The organism is Stutzerimonas sp. LR2, assembly GCF_055755175.1.
The window spans coordinates 80,540-96,127 of sequence record NZ_JBVTRR010000005.1 but is presented as its reverse complement, the minus strand read 5'-3'; the positions used below and the strand labels follow the sequence as shown (position 1 = coordinate 96,127).

19 protein-coding genes are annotated in these 15,588 nt (G+C 56.9%); 12 read left to right on the top strand and 7 right to left on the bottom strand.

What is annotated here, in order from left to right; translation table 11 throughout:
- Nucleotides 1–2 precede the first annotated feature (2 nt).
- From ACVRRC_RS18035 to ACVRRC_RS18025, 3 genes are read right to left on the bottom strand one after another with little or no spacing between them, the layout of a single operon-like run.
- Complete coding sequence (locus tag ACVRRC_RS18035; RefSeq protein WP_242100619.1) at nucleotides 3–1,394, bottom strand: O-antigen ligase family protein; 1,392 nt, start codon at nucleotides 1,392–1,394, stop codon at nucleotides 3–5.
- 24 nt (nucleotides 1,395–1,418) lie between these two features.
- Nucleotides 1,419–1,844 carry a pilin gene (locus ACVRRC_RS18030; RefSeq protein ID WP_061374061.1) on the bottom strand — a complete coding sequence of 142 codons (426 nt, stop codon included), beginning with the start codon at nucleotides 1,842–1,844 and terminating at the stop codon, nucleotides 1,419–1,421.
- A 58-nt stretch (nucleotides 1,845–1,902) separates the two neighbouring features.
- Nucleotides 1,903–2,322 (bottom strand): pilin, encoded by a 420-nt coding sequence (locus ACVRRC_RS18025; protein ID WP_061374062.1) that lies wholly within the window; start codon nucleotides 2,320–2,322, stop codon nucleotides 1,903–1,905.
- 319 nt (nucleotides 2,323–2,641) lie between these two features.
- Here ACVRRC_RS18025 and pilB point away from each other — a divergent pair, with 319 nt between their 5' ends.
- From pilB to yacG, 5 genes are all read left to right on the top strand, one after another.
- Complete coding sequence (pilB, locus tag ACVRRC_RS18020) at nucleotides 2,642–4,345, top strand: type IV-A pilus assembly ATPase PilB (RefSeq protein WP_061374063.1); 1,704 nt, start codon at nucleotides 2,642–2,644, stop codon at nucleotides 4,343–4,345.
- Between the two features lie 2 nt (nucleotides 4,346–4,347).
- The gene (locus ACVRRC_RS18015; protein ID WP_061374064.1) at nucleotides 4,348–5,565 is read left to right on the top strand and encodes a type II secretion system F family protein; all 1,218 of its coding nucleotides are present in this window, start codon (nucleotides 4,348–4,350) and stop codon (nucleotides 5,563–5,565) included.
- A 4-nt stretch (nucleotides 5,566–5,569) separates the two neighbouring features.
- A complete protein-coding gene (locus ACVRRC_RS18010) occupies nucleotides 5,570–6,436 on the top strand; it encodes a prepilin peptidase (RefSeq protein ID WP_061374065.1) in 867 nt (288 codons plus the stop codon).
- Nucleotides 6,437–6,567: 131 nt separating this feature from the next.
- Complete coding sequence (coaE, locus tag ACVRRC_RS18005; protein ID WP_080977605.1) at nucleotides 6,568–7,176, top strand: dephospho-CoA kinase; 609 nt, start codon at nucleotides 6,568–6,570, stop codon at nucleotides 7,174–7,176.
- On the top strand, nucleotides 7,173–7,370 hold the full coding sequence (yacG, locus tag ACVRRC_RS18000) for a DNA gyrase inhibitor YacG (RefSeq protein ID WP_041771656.1): 198 nt from the start codon (nucleotides 7,173–7,175) through the stop codon (nucleotides 7,368–7,370). The genes coaE and yacG overlap by 4 nt, the downstream gene beginning before the upstream one ends.
- 12 nt (nucleotides 7,371–7,382) lie before the next feature.
- Here the strand turns inward: yacG and ACVRRC_RS17995 are convergent, their stop codons facing one another.
- The gene (locus ACVRRC_RS17995) at nucleotides 7,383–8,063 is read right to left on the bottom strand and encodes an energy-coupling factor ABC transporter permease (protein ID WP_472997326.1); all 681 of its coding nucleotides are present in this window, start codon (nucleotides 8,061–8,063) and stop codon (nucleotides 7,383–7,385) included.
- Nucleotides 8,064–8,119: 56 nt separating this feature from the next.
- The gene (locus ACVRRC_RS17990; protein ID WP_472997325.1) at nucleotides 8,120–9,160 is read right to left on the bottom strand and encodes an NADP(H)-dependent aldo-keto reductase; all 1,041 of its coding nucleotides are present in this window, start codon (nucleotides 9,158–9,160) and stop codon (nucleotides 8,120–8,122) included.
- Between the two features lie 420 nt (nucleotides 9,161–9,580).
- On the opposite strand from ACVRRC_RS17990, the gene rplM reads away from it, so the two are divergent.
- From rplM to ACVRRC_RS17955, 7 genes are all read left to right on the top strand, one after another.
- The gene (rplM, locus tag ACVRRC_RS17985) at nucleotides 9,581–10,009 is read left to right on the top strand and encodes a 50S ribosomal protein L13 (protein WP_003287302.1); all 429 of its coding nucleotides are present in this window, start codon (nucleotides 9,581–9,583) and stop codon (nucleotides 10,007–10,009) included.
- Between the two features lie 15 nt (nucleotides 10,010–10,024).
- Complete coding sequence (gene rpsI, locus ACVRRC_RS17980; RefSeq protein ID WP_013981948.1) at nucleotides 10,025–10,417, top strand: 30S ribosomal protein S9; 393 nt, start codon at nucleotides 10,025–10,027, stop codon at nucleotides 10,415–10,417.
- A 254-nt stretch (nucleotides 10,418–10,671) separates the two neighbouring features.
- Entirely contained in the window at nucleotides 10,672–11,265 is a 594-nt protein-coding gene (gene petA, locus ACVRRC_RS17975) for a ubiquinol-cytochrome c reductase iron-sulfur subunit (RefSeq protein ID WP_013981949.1), read from the top strand.
- A complete protein-coding gene (locus tag ACVRRC_RS17970) occupies nucleotides 11,265–12,476 on the top strand; it encodes a cytochrome b (RefSeq protein ID WP_013981950.1) in 1,212 nt (403 codons plus the stop codon). Before petA ends, ACVRRC_RS17970 begins: the two co-directional genes overlap by 1 nt.
- Nucleotides 12,476–13,255, top strand: coding sequence for a cytochrome c1 (locus ACVRRC_RS17965; RefSeq protein WP_013981951.1), 780 nt, complete (start codon nucleotides 12,476–12,478; stop codon nucleotides 13,253–13,255). Before ACVRRC_RS17970 ends, ACVRRC_RS17965 begins: the two co-directional genes overlap by 1 nt.
- A gap of 84 nt (nucleotides 13,256–13,339) precedes the next feature.
- A complete protein-coding gene (locus tag ACVRRC_RS17960; RefSeq protein ID WP_019405594.1) occupies nucleotides 13,340–13,957 on the top strand; it encodes a glutathione S-transferase N-terminal domain-containing protein in 618 nt (205 codons plus the stop codon).
- A gap of 12 nt (nucleotides 13,958–13,969) precedes the next feature.
- The gene (locus ACVRRC_RS17955; RefSeq protein WP_011912254.1) at nucleotides 13,970–14,377 is read left to right on the top strand and encodes a ClpXP protease specificity-enhancing factor; all 408 of its coding nucleotides are present in this window, start codon (nucleotides 13,970–13,972) and stop codon (nucleotides 14,375–14,377) included.
- Between the two features lie 38 nt (nucleotides 14,378–14,415).
- Here the strand turns inward: ACVRRC_RS17955 and ACVRRC_RS17950 are convergent, their stop codons facing one another.
- On the bottom strand, nucleotides 14,416–14,994 hold the full coding sequence (locus ACVRRC_RS17950; protein ID WP_011912255.1) for a BON domain-containing protein: 579 nt from the start codon (nucleotides 14,992–14,994) through the stop codon (nucleotides 14,416–14,418).
- Nucleotides 14,991–15,584: a phosphoheptose isomerase gene (locus ACVRRC_RS17945; protein WP_013981954.1), complete on the bottom strand. Its 594-nt coding sequence runs from the start codon at nucleotides 15,582–15,584 to the stop codon at nucleotides 14,991–14,993. The genes ACVRRC_RS17950 and ACVRRC_RS17945 overlap by 4 nt, the downstream gene beginning before the upstream one ends.
- Between the last annotated feature and the right edge of the window lie 4 nt (nucleotides 15,585–15,588).

The window sequence follows — 15,588 nt, the reverse complement described above, 5'->3', positions numbered from 1 at the left end:
CCTCACATCGGAATCCAGCCCTGATCCCAGAATCTGGGTGGACTGCCAATATTGTGTTCCTTATAAAACCTTATGGATGTTTCATGCAGTAGGGGAACATCCATAATCAAGATGCTTGCAATGATAGCCATCGCTACCATCAACAGTATGGAAAATATTGCATGTTGCATCGGTAGCGCCATGGCGGCAGGGCTTGCAGGGCTTCTCCAGCGAGCCAAGGCTAGCCCGGCAATAACTGCCAGCCAGCCTTCGGTATAGGGCATGGCAAATACTCCATCGACCTGAGCAAGCGTCAATGAGCCTAAAAGAGCCATCCATAATGCTGCATCAAGTATATCTGTTTTGTTGCGGATTATATTCGCTCCGCGCCACATGCCGGTAGTTATACTGAACAGGAATAGCAGCGTAGCCGGTATGCCCCATTCAGCAAGGAACTGCAATGTGGCTTGATGCGGATGTGCGCCGATATGGTTCCATACAGCCGAATAGTGCAGAGGGCCTACACCAAGAAATGGGTTGGCTTTGATCATCCCCCATGCGCCTTGCCAAAGAACATCTCGTTTGGAAAGGTCAAACCTCAAGCCAGAAGGTATGTCTCTGGCTAGCCCCACCCACTCTGGAATGCAAAAGAAAAGTAAAAAATAGACTGCCAAACCGATCAAAGCGAATGTCGCAACCTGCAAGAGTAATGTCTTGTAGCGACCGCCGGTGGCAAGCAGTGTAACCAAACTGGCTATGCTGAGGCCCAGCAAAACGCCACGCCCCGCCAGCGCCCAGGCGATGCACCATTGCAATAGAAGAGTTAAGTAGATGACATTCTGGTTAAATAGCTTCTTATGCCAGTCCTGCTGGAATGCCAAGCCATGCAGGATGGGGATCAGCATTATTTGAAACTGGCCATAGAAGCGTGGGTTGTCGAACCCTGGATACATCAAGTAAGGGTTGACGTCACGTGTGCCAGTAAAGAAAGAGGCTATGTAAAAAGCGAGAAATTGTATTGCCAGAAGTGCTGATGTGACAAATAGGATGAATAGCACCACTTGCTGAGCGGCGGTTTGGCGAAGAGCAGTGCCGAGGTAAATAAGCAGCGCCAAACTGGATGCATATTTTGCCCATTCTTTCAATGCCCATTGCGGGTGTTGAGATAGCAGCGCCGAAACTAAGCCCAAGATAAACGCCAACAACACTGCATTGCTGGGCGGGAAAAAGGCGCTAGGGCGGCGCCAGTAGCCCAGTTGAAGCGCCGCTGAGGCAGCAGCTACAAGCGTTAGCTGAGTGATTCTTTGTTGTTCCAGCCAGCTGTAATCAAGCAGCCAATAACTGACGCTAGTGCTCGAAAAAACAAGCAGAAAAAAAGCCGCAATCAGCATTTCTTTATTTTTAAGAAAGAACATCTAGCTTAGTCGTTTATTGCTACTTTAGAGGCATTTGCCGGGCTTGTACTTGCTGTCCAGATCACTGGTGCAGCCCCACAAGCCCTCCGCCGTGCGGTTAAGGGTAATGGTTTTGCCGTTAAACCGTCCCGGCATTCCGTTTCGTGCGGTACAGGTGATCGAGCCCGTCGCCGTTGCTATAAGCGTCACGGTGCAATAGTTTGTGCTCGCGCCGATACCGATAAATCCCGGCAATCCGGGCACCAGTGAGGGGGTGCGATTCTCGTTGATGGCGTGCTCGAACGCGGCCTTTCCCGGAGTGATTTCGGCCAAGGCGGCAGCGGCTGTCGAGCGCACGGTGTAGTTCTGATAGGCAGGAAAAGCAATGGCCGCAAGAATGCCGATGATTGATAGCACGATCATCAACTCAATCAGAGAAAAGCCGAGGTACGACTTTTTCACAGGCGTCATCCTCCAATGTAGGCGAAAAAAAAGAGCGGTCTAAGCCGCTCTTTTTTAACAGGCTAGATTAGGAGCACTTGCCTGGTTTGTACTTCAGATCAAGGTTGCTGGCGCAGGACCACTCTCCGTCAGCAGTACGATTAAGCGTAATTGTCTTGCCATTGAACTTACCAGCGTTGCCGCCTTTCGCGGTGCACTCGATGTGGCCATCGGCAGCTGTATCAAGCGCCACGGTGCAGTACGACGTGGAATTGGTAATGCCAATATAACCTTCGTCAGTAGCAGTTAGAGATGGAGTTTTGCCTTCGTTGATTGCTTGCTCAAACCCGATCTTGCCGGGGGTGATTTCTGCCAGGGCAGCGGCGGCGTTGGAGCGTACGGTATAGTCCTGATAGGCCGGCAGCGCAATGGCGGCCAGAATGCCGATGATCGCAACCACGATCATCAGTTCGATAAGGGTAAAGCCTTTCTGCATCTGCGATTTCATTTGAATCTCCTTGAGTGTTAAGGCTGTTGAGCCTGTCTGTGCTAAAGCAGTTGGCGTGCCAATTATTGCGGATTATCGTTCCGTAGGTTGCTGGCTGTGATCCGCTTCAACTAAAGGCGTTCTGCAGGAGGTCTGGGGTTCGACTGCTGAGCAAAACTCCGGGCGTATCGGTACCCCTCTGTCCGCTTTTCGGTGCCTGGCTGAGAGTTATCCTGGCTGGTAGTGACGATATGTGACCAATAGCGTCACTCCGTGCGTGCGTTGTTTGCAGGTGGTGGCAACTGCGCTATAAGGCGGCAAAGATTGGAGCGAGATCGCCATGAGCGAAAATATTTCTCTGTCCGGGTTGGCTCGGCAGATGGTGTTGGCTGGTGTACTGGATGAGCGGACAGCACAGCAGGCGCAGGTTCAGGCGCTGCGAAACAAAACATCCTTCGTTACCTACGTTGTCCAGAACAAATTGGCAAAGGGGCGTGCCGTCGCTGAAGTTGCCTCGGAGCAGTTCGGCGTTGCGCTCTTGGATCTGGCGGCTCTGGACAAGGAGGTGCCGCCCAAGGATGTCGTCAGCGAGAAGCTGGCTCGCCAGCATCGCTTGCTCCCGCTGGCTAAGCGCGGCAATAAGCTTTACGTGGCCGTTTCAGATCCGGCGAACCATCAGGCGATTTCCGATATTCAGTTCAGTACTGGGTTAACCACCGAGGCCATCCTCGTCGAGGACGACAAGCTCGGGGACGCCATCGATAAGTTTTTCGATAATGGTTCAACCGGTCTGGAGGATCTGGGCGACGTGGATCTCGACGGGGTGGATGTCGAGACCGTTTCGGATGACATAAAAGGAGACGATGGCGGTGCGGAGGCTGACGATGCGCCGGTCGTGCGCTTCGTCAACAAGATGCTGCTCGACGCCATTCGTGGGGGCTCATCAGACCTCCATTTCGAGCCCTATGAAAAGGCCTATCGAGTACGGTTGCGTACTGACGGAATTCTGCATGAGGTGGCGCGTCCGCCCATTCAACTGGCGCCTCGAATTTCGGCGCGTCTAAAGGTCATGGCAGGGCTGGATATCTCCGAGCGGCGCAAGCCGCAGGATGGCCGGATCAAGATGAAGCTCTCCAAGAGCAAGGCCATCGATTTCCGGGTCAACACGCTACCGACCCTGTGGGGCGAAAAGATTGTAATGCGGATTCTTGACCCCTCAAGTGCTCAAATGGGCATCGATGCGCTGGGATATGAGGAGGATCAGAAGGATCTGTATATGAATGCTCTGCGGCAACCCCAGGGCATGATTCTCGTGACCGGTCCGACGGGCTCCGGTAAGACGGTATCCCTCTACACCGGGTTGAACATCCTCAACACCGTCGATGTGAACATTTCGACGGCGGAGGATCCGGTAGAGATCAACCTCGAGGGTATCAACCAGGTCAACGTCAATCCTAAACAGGGCATGGACTTTTCTCAGGCCCTCCGTGCCTTTCTACGTCAGGACCCGGACATCATCATGGTGGGGGAGATCCGCGATCTGGAGACCGCCGAGATTGCGATCAAGGCGGCGCAGACGGGACATATGGTGATGTCGACGCTTCATACCAATAGCGCTGCGGAAACCCTGACGCGTCTGCGCAACATGGGGGTGCCTGCGTTCAACATCGCGACCTCCGTGAACCTGATCATTGCTCAGCGTCTGGCACGAAAGCTCTGCAATAGCTGCAAGAAAGAGGTTGATGTCCCCCGTGACGTTTTGCTGCGCGAAGGGTTCCCTGAGCAGAAGCTTGGAACCTTCAAGATTTATGGTCCGGTAGGTTGCGACAACTGCAAGGGCGGCTACAAGGGGCGCGTCGGTATTTATGAAGTGGTTAAAAACACGCCATCGTTGCAGCGGATTATCATGGAAGACGGAAACTCCATCGATATTTCAACCCAGATGCGCAAAGACGGCTTCAACGACCTGCGGACCTCGGCTTTGCTCAAGGCCATGCAGGGCGTGACCAGCCTCGAAGAAGTCAATCGGGTCACCAAGGATTAAGCATGGCGCAGAAAGCGATCAGAACCAGTGTGTTCAGCTGGGAGGGAACCGACCGCAAGGGCAGCAAGGTCAAGGGTGAGCTTAGTGGTGCGAGCCCGGCGCTGGTGAAGGCGCAATTGCGCAAGCAAGGGATCAATCCACAGAAAGTGCGCAAGAAGTCCGTGTCTCTGTTTGGAGCGGGCAAGAAAATTAAACCCATGGATATCGCGCTGTTCACCCGACAGATGGCGACGATGATGAAAGCCGGTGTGCCGCTGCTGCAATCCTTCGATATCATCGGTGAGGGTTTCGACAATCCGAACATGCGCAAGCTGGTGGATGACCTGAAGCAGGAAGTTGCGGCAGGTAACAGTTTCGCGACGGCTTTGCGCAAGAAGCCACAATACTTCGATGACCTGTATTGCAACTTGGTCGATTCCGGTGAGCAATCCGGTGCATTGGAAACCTTGCTCGATCGCGTGGCGACCTACAAGGAAAAGACTGAGGCATTGAAGGCCAAGATCAAGAAGGCGATGAACTATCCCGTTGCGGTAGTGTTGGTGGCGGTCATTGTGTCGGCCATTCTGTTGATCAAGGTGGTGCCACAGTTCCAAGAGGTGTTTGCCAACTTCGGGGCCGAGCTTCCGGCTTTTACCTTGATGGTAATTGGATTGTCGGAAGCGCTGCAGGAGTGGTGGTTCATTATTCTGGTAGGGCTGATTGCGGGAGCTTTTGCTTTCAAGGAGGCGCACAAGCGCTCCGAGAAATTTCGCAACTGGTTCGATCGTTTGCTGCTGAAGGTACCAGTTGTTGGCGACATTCTTTACAAGTCATCGGTCGCCCGCTTCGCCCGCACTCTATCGACGACTTTCGCTGCGGGCGTGCCACTTGTGGATGCGCTGGATTCGGTGGCGGGGGCTACGGGCAACGTAGTCTTTCGAGCTGCAACTATGAAAGTCAAGAATGATGTATCCACCGGCATGCAACTCAATTTCTCCATGCGTACTACGGGTGCCTTCCCAACCATGGCGGTGCAAATGACGGCGATCGGCGAAGAGTCTGGTTCGCTTGATGAGATGCTCGCCAAGGTTGCGACTTTCTACGAGGATGAAGTCGATAACATGGTAGATAGCCTGACTAGCCTGATGGAGCCGATGATCATGGCTGTACTCGGGGTTCTGGTGGGCGGCTTGATCATCGCTATGTACCTTCCGATATTCCAGCTCGGCTCTGTAGTTTAAACGTATGTTTATTGATCTTTTGGCCAGCCATGTGCTGGCCTTTGTTTTGTCTGCTGCAGTGCTCGGTCTGCTGGTTGGCAGCTTTCTCAATGTTGCCATCTACCGTGTGCCTATCATGATGCAGCGCGAATGGCGCATGCAGGCGCGGGAATATTTGGATTATCCGCCCGAGCCAATTGGGGAGCGTTTCAATCTATTGGTGCCGAGTTCACGCTGCCCTCACTGCGGTCATCGTATCCGTGCCTGGGAGAACATTCCCTTGGTCAGCTGGCTGGCGCTGCGTGGAAAGTGCTCGTCTTGTCAGGCGCCGATCAGCTGTCGATATCCGTTGGTTGAGCTGGCGTGTGGCGTGCTATCCGGATACGTGGCATGGCATTTCGGTTTTTCCTGGCAGGCAGGGGCGATGCTTCTGCTGACCTGGGGGTTGCTGGCGATGAGCATGATCGATGTCGATCATCAGTTGCTGCCTGACTCGCTCGTGCTGCCGCTCTTGTGGTTAGGGTTGATTGCCAACAACTTTACTCTGTTCGCCTCTCTCGAGGATGCGCTGTGGGGGGCGATAGCCGGTTACCTGAGCCTATGGTCCGTTTATTGGCTGTTCAAGCTGATCACAGGCAAAGAGGGGATGGGCTACGGCGATTTCAAGCTGCTGGCGATGCTTGGTGCCTGGGGTGGCTGGCAGGTTCTGCCGCTCACTATCTTGCTGTCGTCGGTGGTCGGCGCCGTGCTTGGCAGTATTCTGCTGAGGGTGCAGCGGGCTGAAAGCAGTACGCCCATTCCGTTCGGGCCGTATCTTGCGATAGCGGGGTGGATTGCGTTGCTTTGGGGCGACCGAATTACCGAAAGCTACCTCCAGTTCGCTCGCTTCTAACTCCGCTCGGTCGGTCGACCTGTCACCGATCGGCTTTTCTCTGTCGTCCTATTTCGAACGCTGAGGCTTGCGCATAGCTCGCCGAGTGGTTACTACTGCGCGCGTCTTATTTGGCCTGGGATATTAGACGGATGAAGCCTTGGGTTCTCGGGTTGACCGGCGGTATTGGCAGTGGCAAGACTGCAGTGGCAAACCAGTTTGCAAATCTTGGCGTGCATGTAGTCGATGCCGATGAAGCGGCGCGTTGGGTCGTTGAGCCCGGTCGCCCGGCGTTGCGGCAGATTGCTGAGCATTTCGGCGATGCCGTACTGCTGCCAGAGGGCGGCTTGGATCGTGCTGCGCTGCGTGAGCGGGTATTTGCGAATACGGCTGAGCGCCAATGGCTCGAAAGCCTTTTGCATCCTATGATTCGCGCCGAGGTTGCGCAGCACCTGGCGGCAGCGACGTCTCCTTACGCCATCATGGTGTCTCCGTTGCTTATAGAAACCGGGCAGTATCGCCAGGTCGAGCGTGTACTGGTGGTCGATGTGCCAGATACTCTCCAGGTCGTTCGTACCGCGGCCCGTGATCAGGCAACTGAAGAGCAGGTGCGGGCGATTATTCAGGTCCAGGCCAGGCGGGAGGAGCGCCTGCGGCATGCGGACGATGTCCTTGTAAATGACCGTGATCTGGCGTGGCTCAAATCGGAAGTCGAGCGTTTGCACCGCTTCTATCTGACATTGCGAGGAGGCCAGAAATGACCGCGACTGTAGTCGAGTGCCCCACCTGCGGGGCGCCAGTGGAGTGGGGGCCTCAGAGCCCAAGTCGGCCGTTTTGCTCTGAGCGCTGCAAACTCATCGATCTTGGGGCTTGGGCTGCGGAGGAGCACGCCATTCCCGGAAGCGATCTGGAGGATGAGCTGTTTTCCGGTGATCTGCCGCCCCGCGAGCATTGACTCGCAGTTTCCTCATTTATCTTCTTTCCAGGGCGCCTGCAGGTAGCGGCTCTGGTTGAAGCTTTCCATCCAGTCCGGATAGAAGACGACCAGCGCCGTGATTGCCGTGCCGTTGATGAACGCCTCGGGAAACATGACGAGCCAGATGTAGCCGGCAAAGTCTTCCAGCCAGGGCGGCATCGGGTAGCGGCCATCGATCAGCAGTATGCCGAGGGATGCCAGGATGCAGGCCAGGGCGGCGAGTGCCGCTGGAAAGAAGCCCGCAAAGAAGATGAAGACGAAGAGGTTGCGCGGCTGGGATCGCTCCACCAGGCGGGCGCAGATGACTGTGACAAAGACCGGGATCAACACCAGCAGCACGCCGTTGGTCCCCAGGGCGGTGAGATGCTGATGGCCGGTAAGGGTCAGGCCCAGCTGGGCCGCCAGAGCTGCGATGATCGCCAGCGGCCAATCGAGCAGCAGGGTAGCTGCCGTCAGTCCGATGAAGTGGAATGAAAGACCGGAGTCGAAGTCCCGGCGAACCAACCACAGCAGAAAGATGGCCAGCATCGCTCCGAACAGCAGGTGTTGCCGTCGCGCATCGCTGAAGAGCTCGACCCAGGGGGCGCGCCACGCCGCCCAGAGCAAGGCAAGCGAATAGATCAGCCAACCTGCGACAAGGGTGGAGGGAGCTAGGAGATGCGCGGCGATCATCCTGTCGGATCCTGTGTGTCGTTACCTGAAACTGCTGATGGCTCGTTTTTTCTGTGTCAGGGGGCCGGATTCGGTTGCGCCGTATGAATGGCGTCGATGGCTGCTAAGACTTCGTTCGACAGTGTCAGATCAAGGCTGCCGATATTGGATTCGAGCTGCTGCAGTGTCGTGGCACCGATGATATTGCTGGTGACGAAGGGCCGGGATGTTACGTAGGCAAGGGCCATCTGCGCGGGCTCCAGGCCATGCTGGTGGGCTAGGGCGACATAGCGGGAACAGGCGGCTCGTGCCTGTGGGTTGTTGTAGCGTGCGAAGCGCTGGAATAGTGAAAGTCGCGCATTCGCCGGGCTGGCGCCGTTTTCGTATTTGCCGCTCAGCATGCCGAACGCCAATGGCGAGTATGCCAGCAGTCCGCACTGTTCACGCATGCTGATCTCCGCCAGGCCCACCTCAAAGCTGCGGTTGAGGAGGTTGTAGGGGTTCTGTATCGAGACGGCGCGCGGCCATTTGTGCGTCTCGGCCAGTTGCAGGTACTTCATGGCGCCCCAGGGGGTCTCGTTGGAAATGCCAATGTGGCGGATTCGACCGGCTCTGACTTCGTCATCAAGGGCGGCAAGCGTTTCTTCCAGAGGTGTGAAATCGTCGTCCGGCAGGTGCTGGTAGCCCAAACGCCCGAAAAAGTTCGTGCTGCGTTCCGGCCAATGCAGCTGATAAAGGTCGATCCAGTCGGTTTGCAGTCGGCGCAGGCTGTCATCCAGGGCGGTGCGAATGTGCTCACGGTTGAATCGCGGACGGCCGTTGCGAATGTGGCTGATGCCGTTGCCGGGGCCGGCGATCTTGGTTGCGAGTATCCAGTCGGCTCGATCGCCGCGGCTGTTGAAGTAGTTGCCAATGTACTGCTCGGTGGTGGCGTAGGTTTCCGGGCGCGGCGGAACGGGATACATCTCCGCAGTATCGATGAAGTTGATGCCAGCGGCTTTGGCCATGTCGATCTGAGCGAAGGCGTCAGTCTCGGTGTTCTGCTCGCCCCATGTCATGGTGCCGAGGCAGAGTGAGCTTACGTTCAGGTCGGTTCGGCCGAGTGGACGAAATTCCATGGAGTGCCTCCGGGCTGGCGAAAGTTTTATGGATGCGAGATTAACGAAGTTCGCCCAATAGATGACATGAGAGTGATCGCGACCGCCCGAAGTGCCCGATGGGGCTCTGGCATATAGCGCGGTGCATGCGCGCCGGCGCTTGCTGAGATGACGGGCGCTTCGGAACTCCGAGAGGATAAATGTTGGTTGCTATTTTTCTGGCAATCAGGATAATTCCGCAGCCTGTCGGCGGGGATGCCTAGCCCGTCGACGCAAGCCAATGGTAGGGGATGCCTAGCCTACCGAACCACTGCCGTGGCGGACGCGCTGACCCGAGCCCCCGATAGCGTCTGTTTCCGGCTGCCCTGTTCTTGTCAGGGCGAGCACTATTCAGTAAGATTCGCCGTCTTATTTTCAGGGCGGCCCCTGAGGCTATAACGAATGAAGACATTTACTGCTAAACCGGAAACCGTCAAGCGCGACTGGTTCGTCGTCGACGCTGCCGGCCAGACCCTGGGTCGTCTGGCAACCGAAATCGCCAGCCGCCTGCGTGGCAAGCACAAGCCGGAATACACCCCTCACGTCGATACCGGCGATTACATCGTCGTGATCAATGCTGAGCAAGTGCGTGTTACCGGTGCCAAGACCAGCGACAAGATGTACTACTCTCACTCCGGTTTCCCGGGTGGCATCAAGTCGATCAACTTCGAGAAGCTGATCGCCAAGGCGCCCGAGCGCGTGATCGAGACTGCGGTCAAGGGCATGCTGCCGAAGAACCCGCTGGGTCGCGACATGTATCGTAAGCTGAAGGTCTACAAGGGTGCCAATCACCCGCACACCGCTCAGCAGCCCCAAGAACTGAAGATTTAACGGAATAGTTCAATTATGTCGGCGACTCAAAATTACGGCACTGGCCGTCGCAAGACTGCAACCGCGCGCGTCTTCCTGCGCCCGGGCACTGGCAAGATTTCCATCAACAACCGTGAGCTGGATAATTTCTTCGGCCGCGAAACTGCTCGCATGGTCGTGCGTCAGCCGCTGGAGCTGACTGAGACCGTCGAAAAGTTCGATATCTACGTCACCGTTCTGGGTGGTGGTGTCAGTGGTCAGGCTGGTGCTATCCGCCACGGTATCACTCGTGCACTGATCTCCTACGACGAGAGCCTGCGTAGCCCGCTGCGCAAGGCTGGCTTCGTCACTCGTGACGCCCGTGAAGTCGAGCGTAAGAAGGTCGGTCTGCGTAAAGCACGCAAGCGTCCGCAGTACTCCAAGCGCTAATTCGCGCTTTCAAAGAAACGCCCAGTTTCGTTCGGAGCTGGGCGTTTTTTTTGCCTTGCGCTTTTGTTTTGGTGCGACAGTGTGTCGCGCGCTGGAGGGCTTGGTTTGCCTGAGGGTAAAGGCATTGTGACAGGCTATTACCTTGTCAGAAGAGGGTCTTTTCTTTACCATTTGGCGAATTTTTCGCGGCTCAATTTTACGTAGTACATGCCTGCTTCACGGCAGGCCATAAGAAGCTGATGGGAGACGACTGAATGAGCAATGACGGCGTGAATGCAGGCCGGCGTCGCTTCCTTGTGGCCGCCACTTCGGTGGTGGGCGCTGCAGGAGCGGTGGGTGCTGCGGTCCCGTTCGTGGGATCGTGGTTCCCAAGTGCCAAGGCCAAGGCTGCCGGTGCGCCGGTAAAGGTAAATATCAGCAAGATCGAGCCTGGACAGCAAATGGTTGCTGAATGGCGTGGTCAGCCGGTGTTTATTGTGCGTCGAACCGACGAGGTTCTCGGGAATCTTGAGAAGGTCGCTGCCCAGGTGGCCGATCCTGAGTCCAAGGAGTCCGACCAGCCTGCATATGTCGACCCGAAGAACCGGTCTATCAAGCCCGAGCTTCTTGTGGTCGTAGGGCTGTGCACTCATTTGGGTTGTTCGCCTTCGTTCCGTCCCGAGGTGGCTGCGGCCGATCTCGGCGCCGACTGGTTGGGTGGCTATTTCTGCCCTTGCCACGGCTCCAAATACGATATGGCCGGTCGCGTCTACAAGGCGCAGCCTGCTCCCTTGAACCTGCCGGTGCCCCCGCACTCGTACGAGACCGATAATGTCATCATCATCGGTGTGGACCAGGAGAACGCCTGATGAGCAAGTTCATGGAATGGGTTGACGCCCGCTTCCCCGCCACCAAGATGTGGGAAGATCACCTCTCGAAGTACTACGCTCCCAAGAACTTCAACGTCCTGTACTTCTTCGGTTCGTTGGCGCTGCTCGTGCTGGTCAATCAGATTCTTACCGGTATCTGGCTGACCATGAGCTTCGAGCCGTCGGCTGAAGGTGCGTTCGCCTCCGTCGAGTACATCATGCGTGATGTCGAGTACGGCTGGATCATCCGCTATCTGCACTCCACCGGCGCTTCGGCTTTCTTTGTGGTGGTGTATCTGCACATGTTCCGCGGTCTGCTCTACGGCTCCTACCAGAAGCCGCGTGAGCTGGTGTGGATCTTCGGTATGATGATCTACCTCGCGCTGATGGCCGAGGCCTTCATGGGCTACCTGCTGCCGTGGGGCCAGATGTCCTACTGGGGTGCGCAGGTGATCATTTCGCTGTTCGGTGCCATTCCGGTCATCGGCGACGATCTGACCCAGTGGATCCGTGGTGACTACCTGATCTCGGGCATCACCCTGAACCGCTTCTTCGCGCTGCATGTGATTGCGCTGCCGATCGTGATTCTCGGTCTGGTCGTCCTGCACATTCTGGCGCTGCACGAAGTGGGTTCGAACAACCCGCTGGGCGTGGATATCAAGAAGACCAAGGATGAAGCCGGTGTGCCGCTCGATGGCATTCCCTTCCATCCGTACTACACCGTGAAGGACATCGTCGGGGTTGTGGTGTTCCTCTTCGTCTTCTGCGCGGTTGTATTCTTCTTCCCGGAAATGGGCGGCTACTTCCTCGAGAAGCCGAACTTCGAAGTGGCGAACGCGTTCAAGACTCCTGAGCACATCGCACCCGTCTGGTACTTCACTCCGTTCTACGCGATTTTGCGTGCGGTACCTGACAAGTTGCTCGGCGTAATCGCCATGGGGGCCGCTATCGCAGTGTTGTTCGTTCTGCCGTGGCTGGATCGCAGCCCCGTCAAGTCCATGAAATACAAGGGCTGGATGAGCAAGATCGCGCTGCTGGCGTTCTGCATCTCCTTCATCATTCTCGGTGTACTGGGCGTACTGTCGCCGACGCCTGAGCGTACTCTGGTGTCGCGGATCTGTACTGCTATCTACTTCGGATACTTCATCCTGATGCCGTTCTACACCAAGCTCGAGAAGACCAAAGTGGTTCCGGAAAGGGTGGATGGCTGATGAAAAAGCAATTTGCTGCATTGATTCTTGCAATTCTGCCGGCCTTCACTTTCGCGGCCGGCCCGGCGGTACATTTGGATAAGGTCGATATCGACCTGACCGACAAGGCGGCCATGCAGGATGGTCTGAAGACCTTCGCCAACTATTGCATGGGTTGCCATGGTGCGCAGTATCAGCGCTATGAGCGCGTCGCCACCGATCTGGGTATTCCGGAAGAGGTGATGATGGACAATATCGTCTTCACGGACGCCAAGTTTGGCGATCACATGAAGATCGGTATGAAGCCTGAAGACGCCAAAGTCTGGTTCGGTGCCGCTCCGCCGGATCTCACCCTGGTTGCTCGTGTTCGTGGCAACGACTGGCTGTATACCTACATGCGCAGCTTCTATGAAGATCCGGCGCGTCCGTACGGCGTCAACAACAGCGTGTTCCCCAATGTTGGTATGCCGCATGTTCTGGCTCCGCTCCAGGGTCGCCGGGTTGTCGGATGTAAGCAGGTTCAAGTGGTCGAGAATGGCCGCAAGCAGTTCGATCCGCTGACCGGCACACCGATCACTCAGGAAGCCTGTGACCAGATGGTTGTCGAGCCTGGTACTGGGTCGCTCTCCGAGGCTGAGTACGACGAGAAGATCAAGAATCTGGTGACCTTCCTGGCTTACTCGGCCAATCCGGTCAAGCTGGAAAGCCAGCGCATCGGTACCTACGTGCTGCTGTTCCTGGCGGTGTTCTTCGTGTTCGCCTACCTGCTCAAGCGCGAGTACTGGAAAGACGTTCACTAAGCACTTCGCGGTAATCGTTGTACCTTGCGCGCGCCCAATGGGCGCGCGTGTTTTTTCTGCCTCGAGATAAAGTGAGAAGGCCCTATGGCTGCGACCAACCGGTTGGGCTGCTATTCCGATCCTGCCGATCATTACTGTCATCGCGTTCGCCTTGTTCTCGCCGAGAAAGGGGTTAGCGTGGACATCGTCGATGTCGAAGCAGGCCAGTGTCCGGTCAAGTTGGCCGAGGTGAATCCATACGCCAGTGTGCCCACACTGGTGGATCGAGATCTGGCGCTATACGAGCCCGGCGTGATTCTCGAGTATCTGGAGGAGCGCTATCCGCATCCACCGTTGCTGCCGGTCTATCCGGTGGCGCGCGCCAATACGCGTCTGTTGGCGCATCGTATCCAGCGTGATTGGTGTTCGCTGGCCGACCGCATTCTCGACCAGCGCGTCGCGGAGGCTCAGCGCGCTCAGGCACGCAAGGAGCTCCGTGAAAGCCTGATCGGTGTATCGCCGATATTCGCGGAAAAGCCTTACTTCATGAGTGACGAGATCAGCCTTGTCGACTGCTGTCTGTTGCCTATCCTCTGGCGTTTGCCCAGACTCGGTATCGAGTTGCCTCGAGCGGCCAAGCCGCTGCTCGATTACATGGAGCGCAATTTCGCTCGCGAGGCTTTCCAGGCCAGTCTTTCCGCCGTCGAGCGCAACATGCGCTAAGCGAGGTCATCAATGAATTCGAGTCGCCCGTATCTGGTACGAGCACTTTACGAGTGGATCGTCGACAACGATTGCACGCCGCACCTGCTGGTGAATGTCGATTATCCGGGGGTGCAGGTGCCGGCAGGCTACGCCAGCGATGGTCAGATCGTATTGAACGTCGCCCCCAGCGCCGTGCGGCATCTTCATATGGATAACGAGGCGATCAGTTTCGAGGGGCGCTTTGGTGGCGTAGCTCATTCATTGAACGTGCCGTCCGCTGCGGTCATGGCGATCTATGCCCGGGAAAACGGGCAAGGCATGGTGTTCGAGATCGAGCCGACTCCACCGGACGATGACGCGCCGAGCGATGCTGGTGGCGCTGCAGGAGGAGAGGGGCCGCGACCGGGCGGTCGCCCGAGTCTGAAGGTCGTAAAATGAGGTGATGCGGCGCCCGGTGATAGGGCGCCGCTGACCGATCAGTCGATATACTCGAACAGCTTGACGATCCGCTGTACCCCGGCGACGCCCTGGACAAGGTTAGTCGCGCGGCTGCCTTCCTGGCGTGTGACCAGGCCTAGCAGATAGACGATCCCGTTCTCAGTGATCACCTTGATTCGCGAGCCAGGCACGCTGTTGTCGGCGAGCATCTGCGTCTTGATCTTGGTGGTCAGCCAGGAGTCGTTACTGCGTGCCAGTGCGGACGAGGGCTGCAGAATTTGTAGCTCATTGTGTACGCGCTTGACGCGTTGCACGCCGCTGGCTGCCTGTTCTGCCATCTGCTTGAGTTCTTCGCGAGGCGTCTGCCCGGCCAACAGCACGACGCCGTTGTAGCTGGCAACCACGATGTGGCTACGCTGGTCGAGGTCCGGATGGGCCTTGGCAATGTTGACCGCTGCCTTGGTCTCGATCAGCGAGTCGTCGATCTTGCTGCCGATGGTCCGTGTGCCCCGATTGTCGGCGATCGGGTCGTCGCGCGTGGCCGTCAACACCGAGCTGCAGCCGCTGACGGCCAGGCAAATTCCCAGGGCGATGGCAGGCAAGCGGAAACGGTTCATTCCTCACTCCCAAACAGTTGATTGTCGATCAGGTCGCAGAGGCAGTGGATCGCCAGGAGATGGACTTCCTGGATGCGTGCGGTCACTTTTGCCGGTACGCGGATTTCAACGTCTTCCGGCAGCAGCAGCGAGGCCATTCCGCCGCCATCGCGGCCGGTGAGGGCAACTACCAGCATTTCCCGGTCGTGGGCAGCCTGGATCGCCTGGATCACGTTGGCGGAGTTACCGCTCGTGGAGATGGCGAGCAGCACGTCCCCGGGTTGCCCCAGCGCGCGGATCTGCTTTGAGAACACCTCGTTGTAGCTGTAGTCGTTGGCAATCGAGGTGATGGTGGAGCTGTCGGTGGTCAGTGCGATGGCCGGAAGGCTTGGGCGCTCTCTCTCGAAGCGGTTCAGCAGTTCCGAGGAGAAGTGCTGGGCATCGCCGGCTGAACCGCCATTACCGCAGGTCAGGATCTTGCCTTCGCTGAGCAGTGCATTAACCATCGCTTGGCCGGCTTGCTCGATGCTGGGGGCTAGCACCTCCATGGCCTGCTGCTTGGTTTCGATGCTGGCCTGGAAGAGTTGGCGGATTCGGGTTTGCATGTCCATTGGT

Bases quoted from the DNA above. Each gene is read 5' to 3' on its own strand.
- ACVRRC_RS17995 (WP_472997326.1), bottom strand. From the start codon at position 8,063: ATGATCGCCGCGCATCTCCTAGCTCCCTCCACCCTTGTCGCAGGTTGG.
- ACVRRC_RS17965 (WP_013981951.1), top strand. From the start codon at position 12,476: ATGAAAAAGCAATTTGCTGCATTGATTCTTGCAATTCTGCCGGCCTTC.
- ACVRRC_RS17990 (WP_472997325.1), bottom strand. From the start codon at position 9,160: ATGGAATTTCGTCCACTCGGCCGAACCGACCTGAACGTAAGCTCACTC.
- ACVRRC_RS17970 (WP_013981950.1), top strand. From the start codon at position 11,265: ATGAGCAAGTTCATGGAATGGGTTGACGCCCGCTTCCCCGCCACCAAG.
- ACVRRC_RS18030 (WP_061374061.1), bottom strand. From the start codon at position 1,844: ATGACGCCTGTGAAAAAGTCGTACCTCGGCTTTTCTCTGATTGAGTTG.
- ACVRRC_RS17955 (WP_011912254.1), top strand. From the start codon at position 13,970: ATGAATTCGAGTCGCCCGTATCTGGTACGAGCACTTTACGAGTGGATC.
- petA (WP_013981949.1), top strand. From the start codon at position 10,672: ATGAGCAATGACGGCGTGAATGCAGGCCGGCGTCGCTTCCTTGTGGCC.
- rplM (WP_003287302.1), top strand. From the start codon at position 9,581: ATGAAGACATTTACTGCTAAACCGGAAACCGTCAAGCGCGACTGGTTC.
- rpsI (WP_013981948.1), top strand. From the start codon at position 10,025: ATGTCGGCGACTCAAAATTACGGCACTGGCCGTCGCAAGACTGCAACC.
- ACVRRC_RS18025 (WP_061374062.1), bottom strand. From the start codon at position 2,322: ATGAAATCGCAGATGCAGAAAGGCTTTACCCTTATCGAACTGATGATC.
- ACVRRC_RS18015 (WP_061374064.1), top strand. From the start codon at position 4,348: ATGGCGCAGAAAGCGATCAGAACCAGTGTGTTCAGCTGGGAGGGAACC.
- yacG (WP_041771656.1), top strand. From the start codon at position 7,173: ATGACCGCGACTGTAGTCGAGTGCCCCACCTGCGGGGCGCCAGTGGAG.
- ACVRRC_RS18035 (WP_242100619.1), bottom strand. From the start codon at position 1,394: ATGTTCTTTCTTAAAAATAAAGAAATGCTGATTGCGGCTTTTTTTCTG.
- ACVRRC_RS17945 (WP_013981954.1), bottom strand. From the start codon at position 15,584: ATGGACATGCAAACCCGAATCCGCCAACTCTTCCAGGCCAGCATCGAA.
- ACVRRC_RS17950 (WP_011912255.1), bottom strand. From the start codon at position 14,994: ATGAACCGTTTCCGCTTGCCTGCCATCGCCCTGGGAATTTGCCTGGCC.
- ACVRRC_RS17960 (WP_019405594.1), top strand. From the start codon at position 13,340: ATGGCTGCGACCAACCGGTTGGGCTGCTATTCCGATCCTGCCGATCAT.
- coaE (WP_080977605.1), top strand. From the start codon at position 6,568: ATGAAGCCTTGGGTTCTCGGGTTGACCGGCGGTATTGGCAGTGGCAAG.
- pilB (WP_061374063.1), top strand. From the start codon at position 2,642: ATGAGCGAAAATATTTCTCTGTCCGGGTTGGCTCGGCAGATGGTGTTG.
- ACVRRC_RS18010 (WP_061374065.1), top strand. From the start codon at position 5,570: ATGTTTATTGATCTTTTGGCCAGCCATGTGCTGGCCTTTGTTTTGTCT.